Here is a 16636-nt window from a genome sequence, read left to right on the forward strand (position 1 = left end):
CCTACCAGGCGTGTAGCGCGTTGTACGGAAAACTGCCCTCTTTGACAGCCTTGACATAGGCTTGCATGGCTTCCCTGATACCGTGCTGGCCTTGCACGCCGGGCAGGTCGGCCATGAAGTTGCGCACGAATTTGGGCATCTTGCCCAGGTTCAGACCCAGCATGTCGTGCAGCACCAGAACCTGGCCGGCGGTGCCGCTGCCGGCACCGATGCCGATGGTGGGACAGTGCGGCAGCTCAGTGGTGAGCTCAGCCGAGAGCGCGGCGGGCACCATCTCCAGCACCAGCAGCGAGGCGCCGGCATCCTGCAGCGCGCGGGCCTGTTGTTTCATGATGGCTGCCGACTCGACCGTTTTGCCCTGCACCCGGTAGCCGCCCAGGGCGTGCACCGTTTGCGGTGTCAAACCCAAGTGGGCGCAGACCGGAATGCCGCGCTCCACCAGAAATCGCACGGTCTCAGAAGTCCAGCCACCGCCTTCGAGCTTGACCATGTGGGCGCCGGCCTGCATCAGCACGGCGGCGCTGCGCAGCGCCTGTTCCCTGGATTCCTGGTAGGTGCCGTAGGGCAGGTCGCCAATGATCCAGGCGGTGCCCTGCACCCGTCGCACGCCGCGCGTCACGCTTTCAACGTGGTAGCGCATGGTTTCCAGCGACACGCCCACGGTGCTGGTCAAACCCTGGCACACCATGCCCAGCGAATCGCCCACAAGAATGCATTCAACCCCGGCGGCATCGGCCACGGCGGCAAAGGTGGCATCGTAGGCCGTGAGCATGGTGATTTTTTCACCGCGCGCGTGCATTTCGAGCAGTCGCGGCAGGCTCACCGGTTTGCGCAGGGCGGGGTTGCTGGCAGGTGGCAGGGTGCCGTAGGGCGAGGCGCTTTGCGTGGTGGGTTGGTTCATCGGAAGTTTCCCCAAAAATGTGGCGCGAGTCTAACGCAGACCCGTGCTGTTGAACATCAGACTTTCGGGCTCAGCGTGGTGGGCAGCGCCTGTTCCAGCATGCCGGGGTAGTCGCGACTGAAGTGCAGGCCGCGGCTTTCGTGGCGGGCCTGGGCGCTGCGCACGATCAGGTCGGCTACCTGCACCAGGTTGCGCAGTTCCAGCAGGTCGCGGGTGACGTGAAAAAGGGCGTAAAACTCCTGAATTTCGTCTTGCAGCAAGGCCACGCGGTGGGCGGCGCGCTCGAGGCGCTTGTTGGTGCGCACGATGCCCACGTAGTCCCACATGAAGCGGCGCAGTTCGTCCCAGTTGTGCGAGATCACCACCATCTCGTCAGGGTCGCTGACCCGGCTGTCATCCCAAGCCGGCAGCGAGGCGGTGGGTTTAAGCGTGCTGTGCTCAATGTCCTGGGCCGCCGCCTGGGCAAACACCATGCACTCCACCAGGGAGTTGCTGGCCAGCCGGTTGGCGCCGTGCAGGCCGCTGCAGGCGGCCTCGCCAATGGCGTAGAGGCCGTCGATGTCGGTGCGCCCCTCGAGGTCGGCCAGCACGCCACCGCAGGTGTAGTGGGCCGCAGGAACCACCGGAATGGGCTGTTTTGAGATGTCGATGCCGAGCTCAAGGCAGCGCGCGTAAATGTTGGGGAAATGCTCTTGCAAAAAGCTCATGGGCTGGTGCGAGATGTCCAGGTAGACGCAGTCGAAGCCGCCTTTTTTCATCTCGAAGTCGATGGCGCGCGCCACCACGTCGCGGGGTGCCAATTCCAACCGTGCATCGTGGGCGGGCATGAAGCGGGTGCCATCTGGCAGCAACAGGCGTCCGCCCTCGCCGCGCACTGCTTCGCTGATCAAAAACGACTTGGCATGCGGATGGTACAGGCAGGTTGGGTGGAACTGGATGAACTCCATGTTTTGCACCCGGCAACCGGCACGCCAGGCCGCGGCAATGCCGTCACCGGTGGCAGTGTCGGGGTTGGTGGTGAAAAGGTATACCTTGCCGGCACCGCCGGTGGCCAGAATGGTTTGGGGTGCCTCGAAGGTGAGTACCTGGTCGGTGGCCTCGTCGAGCGCATACAGCCCCAGGCAGCGCTTGCCTGACAGACCAAGTTTTTCGGTGGTGATCAGGTCCACCAGCGTGTGCTGCTCGAACAGTGTGATGTTAGGCGTTTTTTTTACCTGTTCGATCAGCGTGCGCTGCACGGCGGCGCCGGTGGCGTCGGTCACATGCACGATGCGTCGGGCGCTGTGGCCGCCTTCGCGGGTCAGGTGCAGGTGGCCGTCTTCTTCAGAAAACGGCACGCCCAGGGTTTGCAGCCAGGCAATGGCTTGGGGCGCGTTTTCCACCACGCGGCGGGTCGCGTCCAGGTCGCACAGACCGGCGCCGGCCACCAACGTGTCGGCAATGTGGGCTTCAAAACTGTCGTCCTTGCTCCACACCGCGGCAATGCCGCCCTGAGCCCAGCCGGTGGAGCCTTCCGCAACCGCGCGTTTGGTGATCACCGCGACTCGTTTGGTTGGGGCCAGCAGCAGGGCGGAACTGAGTCCGGCTAGGCCGCTGCCGACGATCAAAACGTCGAAGTGAAGGGTGGCTGGGGCCGCATTGGTTTGGCGAGAAGGCATGAGAATTCCAGATGGGTTTAAGAGGGGGTGTAGGCAAGCCGCACATAAATGGGCGCAAAGGCCTCGGCCTGGGTGATGTCGATCAGGGTTTCCTTGGCCAGCTCGAGCAGCGCAATGAAGGTCACGATCAGTACCGGCGTGCCCTTGGCCGGGTCGAACAGGGACTCGAATTCAACAAATCTCCGGCCCTGCAACTTTTTCAGCACCAGGCTCATGTGCTCGCGCACCGAGAGTTCTTCCCGCGTGATCCTGTGGCGCTGCACCAGCGTGGCGCGCTGCAGGATGGCTTGCCAGGCCTGCTGCAAATCGCTCAAGGCAAGGTCAGGAAAACGCGGCGCCAGCGACTGCTCGATGTACACCTGGGCGCGCAGAAAATCGCGTCCCAACTGGGGCAGATCATTGAGCCGGGCGGCGGCTAGTTTCATCTGCTCGTACTCCAGCAGGCGGCGCACCAGTTCGGCGCGCGGGTCTTCGGCCTCCAAGCCATCTGCCACACGCTTGGGCGGTAGCAGCATGCGTGACTTGATCTCGATCAGCATGGCTGCCATCAGCAGGTATTCGGCGGCTAACTCCAGGTTGCGGTGGCGAATTTCTTCCACATAGGTGAGGTACTGACGCGTCAGCCCGGCCATGGGGATGTCCAGAATGTTGAAGTTTTGTTTGCGGATCAGGTACAGCAGCAAATCCAGGGGGCCTTCGAAGGCCTCCAGAAAGACCTCCAGCGCATCGGGCGGGATGTACAAATCCTGCGGCATGGCAAACAGCGGCTCACCATAGAGACGCGCCACGGCGACCTGATCAACCACCGTCGGCATCCCGACCAGGGTCTGGCTGCTGCCAGCATCGAGCGTGGCGTTGTCAACCATTTAACGAGCGGAGTGCTATCGGTATAGCTGCCTGCCCTGGGTGCAAAAGGGCTACAGGCCAATCAATGTTATTTGCCTTCGGTCTGGTAAACGTACGGCTTTTGAGCGACTTGCGCGGCACGGTACTCTTCCCAGGCCTGGCGATCCACCGGCTTGTCCCACAGCAATTCACGTCCTTCGCGCTGGCGGACTTCGATCCCAGGGTCTTCGGCTCTGAGTTGATCGATGAACTGGGTGGCATCGGATTGGTAAAGGGGACGGTAAAAAATGTGCATGTCGATAACCTCTTTGCGGCATTCTAACGGTGCTCGCGGGTGCCATTGTATTGAGCACGCTAAGACGGGTGTAATATCCCGATCCTGATTTACAGCGACGCCTACCCCGATCCATGACTTCTTTTTTCCACCCTGCAGCCTGGGTCCATTTGGACTGGGTATTGGTTGTGGTAGTGGCCTGGTTGCTGATTGGCGTGCTGGGTGTGCTGGCGCTGCGGCGTTTCAGGTTTGTCGCCATCGTGCTTTTTCCCATGGGCGCATTTTTTTCGGTGCTGTTGCTGGCCGTGTCGCTGAGTGCGGTGTTCAGCGGTCCTGAAACAGCCGTCCTGCCGCTGGGCCTGCCACAACTGCCGTTCCATTTGCGGCTCGACAACCTGTCGGCTTTCTTCCTGATCCTGATCGGTGGCGTCTCGGCCGGTGTCTCCACCTTTGCCGCCGGTTACTTTCGTCAGGGCGAGGGCACGCCGCCCGGCTTGATTTGTCTGGAATACCACGTCTTTCTGGCCAGCATTGCCCTGGTGGTGATGGCCGACGATGCCTACCTGTTCATGGTGGTCTGGGAAACCATGGCCTTGTCGTCGTTCTTTCTGGTGCTGGCCAACCACCGCATTCCCGAGATTCGCAACGCCGGCTACATCTACATGTTGATAGCGCACATCGGCGCACTGGGCATTTTGTTGTGCTTCGGCCTGCTGCAGGCCAACACCGGCGACTACACCTTTGCCAACATGCGCCAACAGCACCTGACGCCGTTCTGGGGCTCGGTGGCTTTCGTGCTGGCGGTGTTCGGTTTTGGCGCCAAGGCGGGTTTGCTGCCGCTGCACGTCTGGCTGCCCGAGGCGCACCCGGCAGCGCCGTCGCCGTTTTCTGCCTTGATGAGCGCTGTCATGCTCAAGATCGCCTTGTACGGCATCCTGCGCGTGAGCTTTGATCTGTTGCAGGACACGATCTGGTGGTGGGGCGTGCTGCTGATGGGCGTGGGCTTGCTGACGGCTTTGTTCGGCGTGGTGTTCTCGACCGTGCAGGTGGAAATGAAGCGCCTGCTGGCCTACTCAAGCATCGAGAACATCGGCCTGATCTGCGCCGGCTTTGGCCTGTCGCTGCTGTTTCTGGCCTATGACATGAAAGCCCTGTCGGCGCTGGCGCTGACCGCCGCCATGTACCACATGCTGGCTCATGCCTTTTTCAAGAGCCTGTTGTTTTGCAGCACCGGCGCCGTGATGCATGCCACCGGCGAGCGCAGTCTGGGCAAACTCGGTGGCCTGATGCGCTACATGCCCTGGGTGGCCTGGCCAACGCTGGTGGGTGCGCTGGCCTGCGCCGGCCTGCCACCGTTTGGCGGCTTTGTGGCCGAATGGCTGCTGCTGCAGAGTTTCCTGTTCACGACCGGCCTGCCAAGCTCTTTCCTCGACATGCTGGTGCCGGTGATGGCGGCGCTGATTGCGCTGATCGCGGCGCTCTCGGGCTACACCATGGTCAAGTATTTTGGCGTGATTTTTCTGGGCCAGCCGCGCGAGGAAAACCTGTCACGCGCGCATGATGCCGGCCCCTGGGAGCGCATGGGCATGATGTGGCTGGTGATGGGTTGCGTCGTGCTGGGCTTGTTTCCGAACCAGATCATTTCACTGATCGACCCCACCACCCAGCTGCTGGTGGGCGCCGGTCTGGCGCATACCCTGGCCGACAGTGGCTGGCTGTTGGTACCGGTGAGCGTGGAACGTGCCAGCTATGCACCGGCCATCTTTTTGCTGGGTGTGTTGGCCAGCTTTGGATTGGCATTTTTTCTGGTGCGCAAGCTCTACCATGGGCGCATGCGCCGGGTACCGCCGTGGGATTGTGGATATCCGTGGCAAACCCCGCGCATGCAGGACACCGCCGAGGGCTTTGGCCAACCGATCCGGCAGATCTTCGAACCATTTTTCCGCATCAAGCGGCAGCTCCCGACCGCTTTTGATGCGCAGCCCGGCTACAAGGTCACACTGGAAGATCCCCTTTGGTATTGGCTTTATTTGCCGGTCGCCCGACTGGTTGAGCGGGTCTCCAAAATTGTCGGCTTGCTGCAGCAGGGGCGCATTGCGGTTTATCTGATGTACAGCTTTGTCACCCTGATTGTGGTCTTGCTGGCGGTGAAGCGATGAGCTGGCTCGGCGCACTCTCGCAATTGCTGGCGCTGGTCATGGCGCTGCTGCTGGCCCCGTTGCTCACGGGTTGGGTCAACCAGTGGCGCGCGCGGCTGCAAAACAAGTCGGCGCCGGGCTTGCTGCAGCCCTACCGCATGTTGCACAAGCTGTTCAACAAGGAATCGGTGATGGCTGATCGCGCCACATCCTTGTACCGCACGGCACCCTACATTATTTTCAGTTGCATGCTGCTGGCGTGCGCCATCATCCCCACGCTCTCCACCGATTTGCCCCTGTCACCAGCGGCCGATGCGATTGCGCTGGTGGGTTTGTTTGCGCTGGCGCGTGTCTTTATTTCACTGGCCGCCATGGATGTGGGCACTGCTTTCGGGTCGCTCGGCGCACGCCGGGAAATGCTGGTCGGGTTTTTGGCTGAACCAGCCTTGCTGATGGTGCTCTTTTGCGCCTCCATGATCACCCGCTCGACCTCGCTCACCGCCATTGTGGAAACGCTGGCCCACCGCGAATTTGCCATCTACCCCAGTCTGCTGCTGGCCGGGGTGGCGTTCACCATGGTGTCTCTGGCCGAAAACGCCCGCGTGCCGGTGGACAACCCCGACACCCACCTGGAACTCACCATGATCCACGAATCGATGATTCTGGAGTATTCGGCACGCCATCTGGCGCTGCTGGAGTGGGCCGCCAGCCTCAAGCTGTTCGCCTATTCCTGCGCTGGCCTCGCCATCTTTTTCCCATGGGGTGTGGCCGAGGCTCATTCGCCGCTGGCCCTGCTGCTGGCCTTGCCGGTGCTGCTGGTCAAGCTGGCCGTTGGCGGCTTTTTGATGGCCCTGATTGAGACCCTGAGTGCCAAGATGCGCATCTTCCGGGTGCCCGAATTTCTGGGCACTGCCTTTTTGCTGGCCGTGCTGGGTCTGCTGGTCAATATATTGCTGGGGGTCGGATGATCGCCAAGTTTGCCCCGCAACTGATCAACCTGTTTGCCACGCTGATTTTGCTGCTGTCATTTGCCATGATTTCGCAGCGCCGCATTGGCACGCTGATCAACCTGTTCATGATCCAGGGCGCAGCGCTGGTGGCGGCCTCGTTTTTGCTGGGTTACGTCACCAGGCAGCCTGACTTGTACATTTCCGGCTGGTTGACGCTGGTGCTCAAGGTGATTTTTATTCCCTGGATGCTGCACCGGGTGATTCGCAAACTCAATGTGCGCTGGGACGTGGAGACGCTGCTCAATGTGCCGACCACCATGCTGGTTGGCATCGGCCTGGTGATCCTGGCGTTCAGCTTGGCGCTGCCAGTGTCGCGGCTGTCGAGTTCTCTGGCCGGGGGCTCGCTCGGCATTGCGCTGGCCTGCATTTTGTTGTCGTTCATGATGATGATCACGCGCTCCAAGGCGGTGCCGCAGGTGATCGGCTTCCTGTCGATGGAAAACGGCCTGATCTTTGCCGCCACCGCGGTCACCAACGGCATGCCGATGATCGTGGAGTTTGGCGTGGCGCTCGACGTCCTGGTGGGGGTGTTGATATTGGGTGTGTTCATGTTTCAGATTCGCGAGAAATTCGACACGCTGGACATCCATAACCTTGAATCCCTCAAGGAAGACTGAGCATGCACGCCCTTTATTTTGTCCTGGGAGTTCCGTTGCTGGGCGGCATGGCGCTAGCCCTGACGGGTCACCGTGGCTACGCCCGGGATGTCAACGTGGCCTTCAGCCTGCTGACTTTTCTGGCTTCCTGCGTGCTCACCGCCCAGGTCATCAACAACGGGCCGCAACTGCTCTTGCACGACCAGTTTTACATTGACCCGCTCAACGTTTTCCTGGTCACGCTCACTGCTTTTGTCAGCCTGACCACGGCCATTTTTTCGCGCCCCTACATGCGCATCGAGCAGGACCACGGCAAGATGACGCCGCCGCGCATGCGCCTTTACCACAGCATGTACCAACTGTTCAGTTTCACCATGCTGCTGGGCTTTACCACCAACAACTTGGGGATCATCTGGGTCGCCATGGAAGCCGCAACGCTGACCACTGTGCTGCTGGTCAGCGTTTACCGCACCACCGCCAGCCTGGAGGCCGCCTGGAAGTATTTCATTTTGTGCGGGGTCGGCATTGCGCAGGCGCTGTTTGGCACCATCTTGCTGTACATGGCGGCCGAAAAAGTGCTCGGCCCCGAGCACGCCACGCTGCTGTGGACCAGCCTCAACGACATCAAGGGCCAGCTCGACCCCACCATCATCACGCTGGCCTTTGTCTTCTTGCTGATCGGCTACGGCACCAAGATCGGCATGGTGCCGCTGCATAGTTGGCTGCCCGACGCCCATGCCGAAGGCCCGACGCCGGTGTCGGCGGTGCTCTCCGGGCTGCTGCTCAATGTGGCCATGTACGCCGTGCTGCGCTGCAAAGTGCTCACCGACGGCGCACTCGACAGCAATATGGCGGGCCAGTTGATGATGGGCTTTGGCTTGCTGTCGGTCACGGTGGCGGCGTTCTTTTTGTCGCGGCAAAAAGACGTCAAACGCATGTTTTCGTACTCGTCGATCGAGCACATGGGGTTGATCACCTTTGCCTTCGGCATGGGCGGGCCGGTGGCCAACTTTGCCGGGCTGCTGCACATGACGGTGCACTCGCTGGTCAAGTCTGCCATTTTCTTCACGGTGGGGCATGCCACGCAAAAAGCCGGAACCCAGGTGATGAGCGAGATTCGCGGTCTGATCAAGGTGAACCCGACGGTGGGATGGGGTTTGATGATGGGTGTGATGGCCATTCTGGGGATGCCACCGTTTGGGGTCTTTGCCAGCGAGTTCCTGATTCTGACCACCGCCATGCGCGAGCAACCCTGGGCCGCGCCATTTTTGTTTTTGGCGCTCGGTATCGCCTTTGCCTCCATCTTGATCCGGGTCCTGCCCATGGTGTTTGGCGACACCACCCTGAAGCCGCTGGCGCATCCGCCGGCGCTGATCCCGGTGTTTGTGCACCTGGCGCTGGCGCTGGTGCTGGGCCTGTTCATTCCGCCCTATTTGAACGGCTGGTACGTGCAGGCGGCCAGCATGCTGGGAGGCTAAGGGCATGCGAATCCCCGGACTTGATCTTGAGTTTGATGCGCTGCCCGCGCCGGTGCCGATCTGGCACGCGCAGGTGACGACCGAGCAGTGGCAGTCGGCCGCGACAGCTGTGCGCGACGAGGGCGGGCGTTTGCTGGCGTTGTGGGCCGGACCGATCGGTGATGGCAAAAGCACCGCCGGCGTGGCACGCGAACCCGCTTTCATGTGCGCCGCTTACGTCACGCTCGAAGGCACGTTCTGGTTGTCGCTGCCGCTGGCACCGCTGGCGCAAATCGGGCGTCAATTGGTTTATCCGGACCTGGCCACGGTGTTCCCGGCGGCAGGGCGCATGCAGCGCGCCGCCGCTGATTTGTCGGGTGTGCACGCGCAGGGCGCCCAGGACCTGCGCCCGTGGCTCAACCATGGCGCTTGGCCCGCCGACCATTACCCGCTGCAGCAAGACCCCGACAAGTTGACGCTGGTGGAAGCCACCGAACTCGTCAACTACCCCTTTGTGCATGTGGATGGCGACGGCGTGCACGAGATTGCCGTCGGCCCGGTGCACGCCGGCATCATCGAACCCGGCCATTTCCGCTTCAGCGTCGTGGGTGAAAAAGTGTTGCGGCTAGAGCAGCGCCTGGGCTACACGCACAAAGGCACCGAGCAACGCATGACGCAATTGGCGCCGCTGCAAGCCTCTCGGCTGGCGGGCCGGGTCTCGGGCGATACCACCGTGGCCTACGCCTGGGCGTATTGCATGGCGCTTGAATCCGCCTGTCAAACCACTGTTCCCGAGCGCGCCGCCTGGCTGCGCGCGCTGATGCTGGAGCGTGAACGCATCGCCAATCATCTGGGCGACCTGGGGGCTCTGGGCAACGACGCCGCCTTTGCCTTTGGCCTGGCACAGTTTTCCCGCCTGCGTGAAGACTGGCTGCGTGCTTCCGGAGTGGTCTTCGGCCACCGCCTGATGATGGACTGCATCGTGCCCGGTGGCGTCAAAAGCGACATCGACCGCGCCCAGTGCGACCTGCTGGTGCAGCAGTGCGATGCCGTGGAGCAGGAAGTGCGCACCCTGTTCACCATTTACGAAGCCCACGCCGGCCTGCAAGACCGTTTCATGACCACCGGCCGGGTCACGCCGGCGCTGGCCTCGCGTCTGGGCTTGACGGGGCTGGCCGGGCGCGCCAGCAGCCAGGCCTGGGACCTGCGCTGCGACCACCCATGGCCGCCTTACAGCGGCATGGACGTCGCCATGGCCACCCACCACAACGGCGATGTGGCGGCGCGCGTGGCAGTTCGATTTGATGAGGTGTTCGAGTCGATGCGCTTGATCCGGCGCACGCTCGATGAAATGCCTGCGGGCGAGGTGTCGTGCCCGGTGCAATTACCGCAGCAGCCAGCGCGCGGCGCCGGATGGGTCGAGGGTTGGCGTGGCGAACTGTTTGTGGCGCTGGAATTGGCTGGCGCCGATCAGGCCAACCGCATCCGGCGCTGCCATTTGCACGACCCGTCGTGGCAAAACTGGCCGGTGCTGGAGCACGCCATCATGGGCAACATCGTGCCCGACTTTCCGCTCATCAACAAGTCTTTCAACTTGAGTTACTCGGGGCAAGACCTATGATCTGGAAAGTGGTCAAGCAAATCGCCAAGACCGGCATTCGCACCGAAGCCGCACCCGACATCGGCGCAGACGAAGCCGCCCAAGCCGCGCGCATCCAGCGTGAATTGCTCGACATTCTGGGCCAAGCCCTGACCATCCGCGAAGTCGATGCGGGCTCATGCAACGGCTGCGAGCTTGAAATCAATGCGTTGGGCAACCCCTATTACAACCTCGAAGGCCTGGGCATCAAGTTTGTCGCCAGCCCGCGCCACGCCGACCTGCTGCTGGTGACCGGGCCGGTGTCCTGCAACATGGAAACCGCATTGAGACGCACCTACGAGGCCACGCCCGGGCCCAAACTGGTGGTGGCCGTGGGCGACTGCGCCTGCGACGGCGGCATGTTTGGCGAGAGCTATGCCACCTGCGGCCGCGTCGCCAACGTGATTCCGGTCGATGAAGTCATTCCCGGCTGCCCGCCACCGCCGCTGGACATCTTGCGCGGCATTTTGAAGGCGGTGCGGCGGCGCGTTGCGCAGCCGCCCGGCGCTGCCAAGTTGCGGCTTTGATCGCCCGAATGGAATGTATTCGGCGCGTGCTGCCGAGATTTACCTGAAATCGAATACGAGTGCAAAAATTCGTGTGGGCTGGCGTCTTCAGGTATGCAGCGATTGCAGCCTGTCACCTGAAAATCAGGTGCACCCGGTCTGGGCCAGTTCCAGTCGCTCGCGAATGACAGCTCTCAGCACATGAATTTTGCGCCACTGCTGGCTCAGGTTTTTGCGAATGAATTTCCATTACAGGCTGAAAACATACGATGGCAGGTGATCTGACGAGCGGCGACCATCGACCCTTTGCTGCCCTCCGATCGCTAAACGGGAACGTTCGTATCCAGTCTGAATTGAGCGTAGCGGGCACTAGAGCTGCCGATAGCGAATGAATAAATTCAGCCTATCGCCTGAGTTAGGTGGCGCTTTTTCAAGCGCCACCAACGTTATTCATCTTTCTTATGCTTGTGCGGCTTGAGAGAAGGCGTATTGCCGGGCGTTTCCTTGTTGTCACGGCGACGCTTATCCGGCTTTCCTGTTGACTTTGCGATGGGTTTGGGCCCAGGTTTGATAGCCATACTTGCACTCCTTCAAACAAAAGTGTTACTCAGACTTGCTGATCTATTCAGCCAAGTAGTCCGCCCGACGCTGGTTGGCTCCAGCGCTAAGCACAATTATATTGTATTGTGTAGCGCTACGCAATACAATTGGTGAGATCGGCCCACAGGCAACAATGAGTCATTTAAAAGCATATGGACATGAGCGAAGTCCGCCATCCTGGCGAACGTATCAAGGCAGAGATTTTCCCGGCGAAGATGTCCGTGACAAAAGCCGCCGAGCTGATTGGCGTCGGACGTCCAGCTCTTTCCAACCTGATTAACGGGAAAGCGTCTCTCACTGCCGACATGGCTACCCGCATCGAGAAGGCATTCGGGTTCCCCAGGAAGGATCTGCTCGAAATGCAGGCGCAGTACGACGCCTTCAAGGCTAAGCAGAAGAGCGTCCCCACGAACGCAAAAGCCTACGTCCCCCCGTTCCTGGCAATCAAGGCCAACGACATAGAGAGCTGGGCTTCGCACAACATCGCCGCTCGCAGCAGGTTCGCTGTATTCCTGAGGACCTTGGTCCATTCGACAGGTAGCGGACTCACGGAAGTTGATTTCCCGGGTAACGATGACTCCCAGCGCGCCGGTTGGGACGGCCGTGTCGTGGCGAGCGAGGGAACCCCATGGGTGCCGGCAGGCCGCTCGGGCTGGGAGTTCGGCACCAACGAGGATCCCAAGACGAAGGCGGACAAGGATTACAAGAAAAGCGTAACTGCGACTGATGCAAACGACAGGGCATCAATGGAGTTCGTTTTCGTCACTCCCCGCAGATGGGCCGGCAAAAGCACATGGGTGACCGAAAAGAAGGCTGAGAGTTCCTGGGTGGACGTTCGGGCCTATGACTCCAGCGACCTGGAGCAGTGGGTGGAACAGTCGCTGCCCGGGCAGGCGTGGTTTGCCAACGAGACAGGCATTCCTGCGCAGGACGTCCGCTCGCTAGATAAGTGCTGGGCAGACTGGGCGAACGTGGCGACTCCGCCGCTACCCGGCTCGCTGTTCAGTTCGGCCATCGAGGAAGCGAAGCGGAAGCTCGCCTCGCGTCTCGCGAAGCCGCCCACGGGGCCAATCGTGGTCGCAGCAGATTCCACTGACGAAGCGCTGGCCTTCGTGGCTCAGTGCTTTGGTCCTGAAGGGAGTGCAGAGCTGGAACCCTACCGGTACCGGATCCTGGTTTTCGACAAAACTGGTGTATTGCCGAAATTGGCAGGCGGGACGAGGCCGTTCATTTCCGTCGTGCACTCGCGCGAAGTCGAAGTTGAACTCGCGCCGTACACGGAACAGATGCACTCCATCGTCGTGTACCCGAGGAACTCGGTCAACTCGGAGCCGGACATTGTTCTCGAGCCGATCAGTTTCGAAGCGTTCGACTCCGCACTCAAAGGCATCGGCAAGAACCGGGATGAGATCAAGAGCCTGGTAAACGAGTCGGGGCGCTCGCTGACTGTCCTGCGCCGCAGGCTCGCGACCGTCGAGGCGGTGCGAATGCCGCTTTGGGCAACGCAGCAACATGCCCCGGAAAATCTAATCGCCTTCATGCTGGTAGGTGCCTGGCACTCGCTCAACGAAACCGACAAGGTCGGCCTATCCCTGCTGGCAGGTGACCGCGCGTATGAAGCACTGGAAAAGGACTGCCAAGCCCTGGTTCAACTGAACGACTCGCCGCTCTGGTCCATCGGGACGTATCGCGGGGTCGTCTCGAAGATAGATCTGCTCTACGCCATCGCCCGCTACGTGACCCGCGATGACCTGAAGCGGTACTTCGATGTCGCGCGGATGGTGCTAGGCGAGGACGACCCATCCCTGGATCTCGCCGAAGACCAGCGATGGGCAGCATCCATCCATGGAAAAACACGGGAATTCTCTTCTGCGTTCCGCCAAGGTATTTCGGAAACGCTCGTACTCCTGGCCGTTCACGGCGTGGGCCTTTTCAAGGCACGCCTGGGGATAGACACGGAAGTCCATGCAGCTCTGGTAGTGTGCGACCTACTTAAGGATCCCCTCACCACGCGCGTGCTCGAAGCCAACGACCACGACCTGCGTCTCTACGCCGAAGCGGCGCCGACCGAGTTCCTCTCGATCATCGAGCGCGACCTGAAGGCAGACAGCCCTGCAGTTTTCGGCCTACTTCGCCCCGCCGGATCCGGCATGTTCGGCAGTCCCAGTCGCACCGGACTGCTCTGGGCGCTGGAAGGGCTCGCATGGAGTCCGGAGACGCTTCCTCGTACGGTGATGATCCTCGCTCGTCTGGCGCAGATCGAGATCAACGATAACTGGGTGAACAAGCCAGGGCATTCGCTAGCAGCAATATTCCGATCCTGGATGCCCCAGACCGCAGCCAACAATGAGGAACGCGTGGCTCTGGTGAAAGTCTTGTTCGACAGGTTCCCGGACGTCGCCTGGACGCTTTGCGTCGCGCAGTTCGGCAATCACCACCAAGTCGGAGACTATAGCCACAAGCCGACGTGGCGCCCGGACGGATATGGGTACGGTGAGCCGGTCCCGACATGGGGACCGATTTTCGAATTCGCGGACAAGATGATCGAGCTGGCCTTATCCCGGGCGCGCTACTCGGTCTCGATGCTGTCTGACCTGATTGACCGCCTCCATGATCTGACGGACGCCAACCAGGACCGCGTTTGGTCACTGGTCGAGGCATGGGCAAAGACCGCCAGCGACGACGACAAGATTGCGTTACGCGAGAAGATCCGAGTCTCGACGCTATCCCGCCTCGCAGCCCTGCGTGCGAAGAAAAGCGGGAAGCAATCCCGCGTAACAGCCGCAGCCAAGCACATCTATACCGCGCTTGAACCGAGCAGCCTCCTCGACAAGCACGCGTGGCTGTTCAAGGGCACGTGGATCGACGAGTCAGCCGACGAGCTCGAAGATATCGAGAATATTGACTACGAAGAGCGCGATAAGCGAATCCGCAAACAGCGGACCGATGCGCTGAAAGAAATTCAAGGAAAGCATGGCATCGCTGGCTTGCTCGACACGGCAATCCGCAGCGGAGCATCGGGAACCATCGGCGCCCTTGCGGCTGAGCGTGTGCTGGACGAGGCGGAATTGCTCGCGCTCGTAATCCTCGCCTTCCAGAAAATGAGCGAGAACGAGCCTGAAGCCCGTGCGTTGGAATGGCTGATTCAAGGCATTCTAGGAGTGATGCCCGGCGACCAGAAACGTGAAGCATTCCTAAAGTCTGCCATTACCGCGATAGGTCCCGAGAGCGCGGTCCGCCTTCTGACGCTCGCGCCCTTCGGCGAAACCGCTTGGTCGCTGGTCTCCTCGTACGGAGAGGGCGTTGAAACGCGGTACTGGAAGGAGGTCGTTCCCGGCTGGCTGCGGGACTCCCCTGCGGAGATGGCGAAGGCGGTCGATATGCTCATGAAGGCCCGGCGACCGCGCGCAGCGTTCGCGCTCGTCAAGGATCACCCCGAAAAGCTGTCGGTCCGCACACTATTCCAACTTCTTACTGTCATGGCGCAGGACGGCGACGACAAGGTGGGCGAATACCTGCTCGAACACTACTACGTCGAAAGGGCTTTCGAATGCATCAACAGGACCTCCGAACTGTCGCTCGAACAGAAGGCCGGCCTCGAATTCGCGTACCTAGAGGTGCTTGACCGCGCATGGGACCGACGTGCTAAGTCCGCAATCCCGAACCTCGAGCGCTACATCGAGGACCACCCTGAAGTGCTGGTCCAAGCCATCGTCTGGACATACAAGCGCAAAGACCGAGCGGAAGATCCTCCAGAATTCAAGGCGGAAGCAGAAAAGGGCAAACCCATGGCTGAACGGGGATTCAAGCTCATACAGGCGCTGAAAAGGATTCCCGGAAGCGACGAAAACGGGAGAGTTGACGTCGAGCGTCTAGCGAAGTGGACCGGAACCGTACGTAAGTCCTGCGCCGAGCTGTCGCGCATCGGAATCGCCGATGTTGTCATCGGAGAACTGTTTGCTTCAGCGCAAATCGGCAAGGACGGCGCCTGGCCTTGTGAAGCGGTGAGGAGTGTGATGGAAGATATCCAGTCCGAGGAAATGATGCGCGGAGCGCATACTGGCGTGTACAACTCGCGAGGGGTACATACGAGAGGTCCTGGCGGGGATCAGGAGCGCCAACTGGCCAACAAGTACAGAAAGTGGGCGCAGCAGATCCGGATGTCGTCGCCGTACGTGGCTTCCGAACTGCTTATGAAGCTGACGGGGACCTACGAACGGGAAGCCGCCCAGGAGGATACTGAAGCGCAAATTAACCGGAGATTGCGCTAGCTGACTGCAGGGCGAGGGCTGAGCGCAGCGAAGAGGTGATCGCCTGACCAATGCCCGCAGAAGTTCATGATCAAATCAGCACGATGCACTAGAAGCGGTTAATGCAGACCGGCGGCATTGGGATGCGAATCGCTGTCGGGGTTCAAATGCGAATACTTGGCTGTTTTTCTATGCCAATGTCTGGCGGCATTAAGCTGCTAATCGGTGGCGGTTTTCACGCTAATATTCAAGCCGGTCTGCGTGGAACTGTTAACTTGCAGAATATGTCCTTCAAGGATGCTTCTGCTGGCCGGGTTGTTTTCTATGGCTTTCGCAATGTCACCATTGATCAAGCTATTCACGATTTAGCTCGCCACACTAACAGGCAACACCAGTGGTTTTTGGCTGAGAGCTACGAACTTTGGGCTGCTGCCGGTTTCAAAGACACTTTGTTAAGGTGGTCGATGAAACAGGAGATAGCAAATGGCAAAGAGAAGGCAATTCAGCCGGGAGTTCAAGGTTGAAGCTGTAAAGCTGGTAACTGAACGCGGAGTTGGCGTCAGCCAGACGCGCCGCCACCCGTGAACGGCCGCTTTCAGGCACTGAAACTGATCGTTTGGAATTCCGCTTTGGGTCTTGGATTCAACCGGTCGATGCAACGCCTTAAATTCTGCATGAGCAGAAGGAGTGTTGCAGATGAAACAAAGACCCAGGATTTACTACTCTGATAGCCAGAAGGCTCTGATGTGGGAGCGCTGGAA

Annotated in this window: 13 protein-coding genes and 1 pseudogene; 9 read left to right on the forward strand and 5 right to left on the reverse strand. The window is 60.5% G+C overall.

Going from position 1 to position 16636, the window contains the following annotated elements; translation table 11 throughout:
• Position 1: 1 nt before the first annotated feature.
• From panB to PHF15_RS05070, 4 genes are all read right to left on the reverse strand, one after another.
• A complete protein-coding gene (gene panB, locus PHF15_RS05055; protein WP_300119454.1) occupies positions 2-901 on the reverse strand; it encodes a 3-methyl-2-oxobutanoate hydroxymethyltransferase in 900 nt (299 codons plus the stop codon).
• A 56-nt stretch (positions 902-957) separates the two neighbouring features.
• Positions 958-2559, reverse strand: a complete 1602-nt coding sequence (gene nadB / locus PHF15_RS05060; RefSeq protein ID WP_300119456.1) for an L-aspartate oxidase — start codon at positions 2557-2559, stop codon at positions 958-960.
• Positions 2560-2576: 17 nt separating this feature from the next.
• Positions 2577-3425 carry a ScpA family protein gene (locus PHF15_RS05065; RefSeq protein WP_300119458.1) on the reverse strand — a complete coding sequence of 283 codons (849 nt, stop codon included), beginning with the start codon at positions 3423-3425 and terminating at the stop codon, positions 2577-2579.
• A 68-nt stretch (positions 3426-3493) separates the two neighbouring features.
• The gene (locus tag PHF15_RS05070; RefSeq protein WP_300119460.1) at positions 3494-3700 is read right to left on the reverse strand and encodes a DUF3460 family protein; all 207 of its coding nucleotides are present in this window, start codon (positions 3698-3700) and stop codon (positions 3494-3496) included.
• 113 nt (positions 3701-3813) lie between these two features.
• Between PHF15_RS05070 and hyfB the strand changes: the two genes are divergently transcribed.
• The 6 genes from hyfB to PHF15_RS05100 are packed head-to-tail and all read left to right on the forward strand — an operon-like array spanning position 3814 to position 11046.
• Positions 3814-5838 (forward strand): hydrogenase 4 subunit B, encoded by a 2025-nt coding sequence (gene hyfB / locus PHF15_RS05075; protein WP_300119462.1) that lies wholly within the window; start codon positions 3814-3816, stop codon positions 5836-5838.
• Entirely contained in the window at positions 5835-6785 is a 951-nt protein-coding gene (locus PHF15_RS05080; protein ID WP_300119463.1) for an NADH-quinone oxidoreductase subunit H, read from the forward strand. Before hyfB ends, PHF15_RS05080 begins: the two co-directional genes overlap by 4 nt.
• The gene (locus PHF15_RS05085; protein ID WP_300119485.1) at positions 6785-7444 is read left to right on the forward strand and encodes a formate hydrogenlyase; all 660 of its coding nucleotides are present in this window, start codon (positions 6785-6787) and stop codon (positions 7442-7444) included. The genes PHF15_RS05080 and PHF15_RS05085 overlap by 1 nt, the downstream gene beginning before the upstream one ends.
• A 2-nt stretch (positions 7445-7446) precedes the next feature.
• The gene (locus PHF15_RS05090; RefSeq protein ID WP_300119464.1) at positions 7447-8901 is read left to right on the forward strand and encodes a hydrogenase 4 subunit F; all 1455 of its coding nucleotides are present in this window, start codon (positions 7447-7449) and stop codon (positions 8899-8901) included.
• Between the two features lie 4 nt (positions 8902-8905).
• Positions 8906-10501: an NADH-quinone oxidoreductase subunit C gene (locus PHF15_RS05095; protein WP_300119465.1), complete on the forward strand. Its 1596-nt coding sequence runs from the start codon at positions 8906-8908 to the stop codon at positions 10499-10501.
• The gene (locus PHF15_RS05100) at positions 10501-11046 is read left to right on the forward strand and encodes a formate hydrogenlyase (RefSeq protein ID WP_300119487.1); all 546 of its coding nucleotides are present in this window, start codon (positions 10501-10503) and stop codon (positions 11044-11046) included. Before PHF15_RS05095 ends, PHF15_RS05100 begins: the two co-directional genes overlap by 1 nt.
• A gap of 425 nt (positions 11047-11471) precedes the next feature.
• Here PHF15_RS05100 and PHF15_RS05105 read toward each other — a convergent pair whose 3' ends face one another.
• Positions 11472-11603, reverse strand: coding sequence for a hypothetical protein (locus tag PHF15_RS05105; protein WP_300119467.1), 132 nt, complete (start codon positions 11601-11603; stop codon positions 11472-11474).
• Between the two features lie 180 nt (positions 11604-11783).
• On the opposite strand from PHF15_RS05105, the gene PHF15_RS05110 reads away from it, so the two are divergent.
• From PHF15_RS05110 to PHF15_RS05120, 3 genes and pseudogenes are all read left to right on the forward strand, one after another.
• Entirely contained in the window at positions 11784-15896 is a 4113-nt protein-coding gene (locus tag PHF15_RS05110) for a HigA family addiction module antitoxin (RefSeq protein ID WP_300119469.1), read from the forward strand.
• A gap of 101 nt (positions 15897-15997) precedes the next feature.
• Positions 15998-16399, forward strand: coding sequence for a hypothetical protein (locus tag PHF15_RS05115; RefSeq protein ID WP_300119471.1), 402 nt, complete (start codon positions 15998-16000; stop codon positions 16397-16399).
• Positions 16359-16442: pseudogene (locus PHF15_RS05120) on the forward strand (transposase); the annotation flags it as partial. The gene PHF15_RS05115 and the pseudogene PHF15_RS05120, both read left to right, overlap by 41 nt.
• Between the last annotated feature and the right edge of the window lie 194 nt (positions 16443-16636).

This window comes from Rhodoferax sp., assembly GCF_028689295.1.
Taxonomy (GTDB): domain Bacteria; phylum Pseudomonadota; class Gammaproteobacteria; order Burkholderiales; family Burkholderiaceae_C; genus Rhodoferax.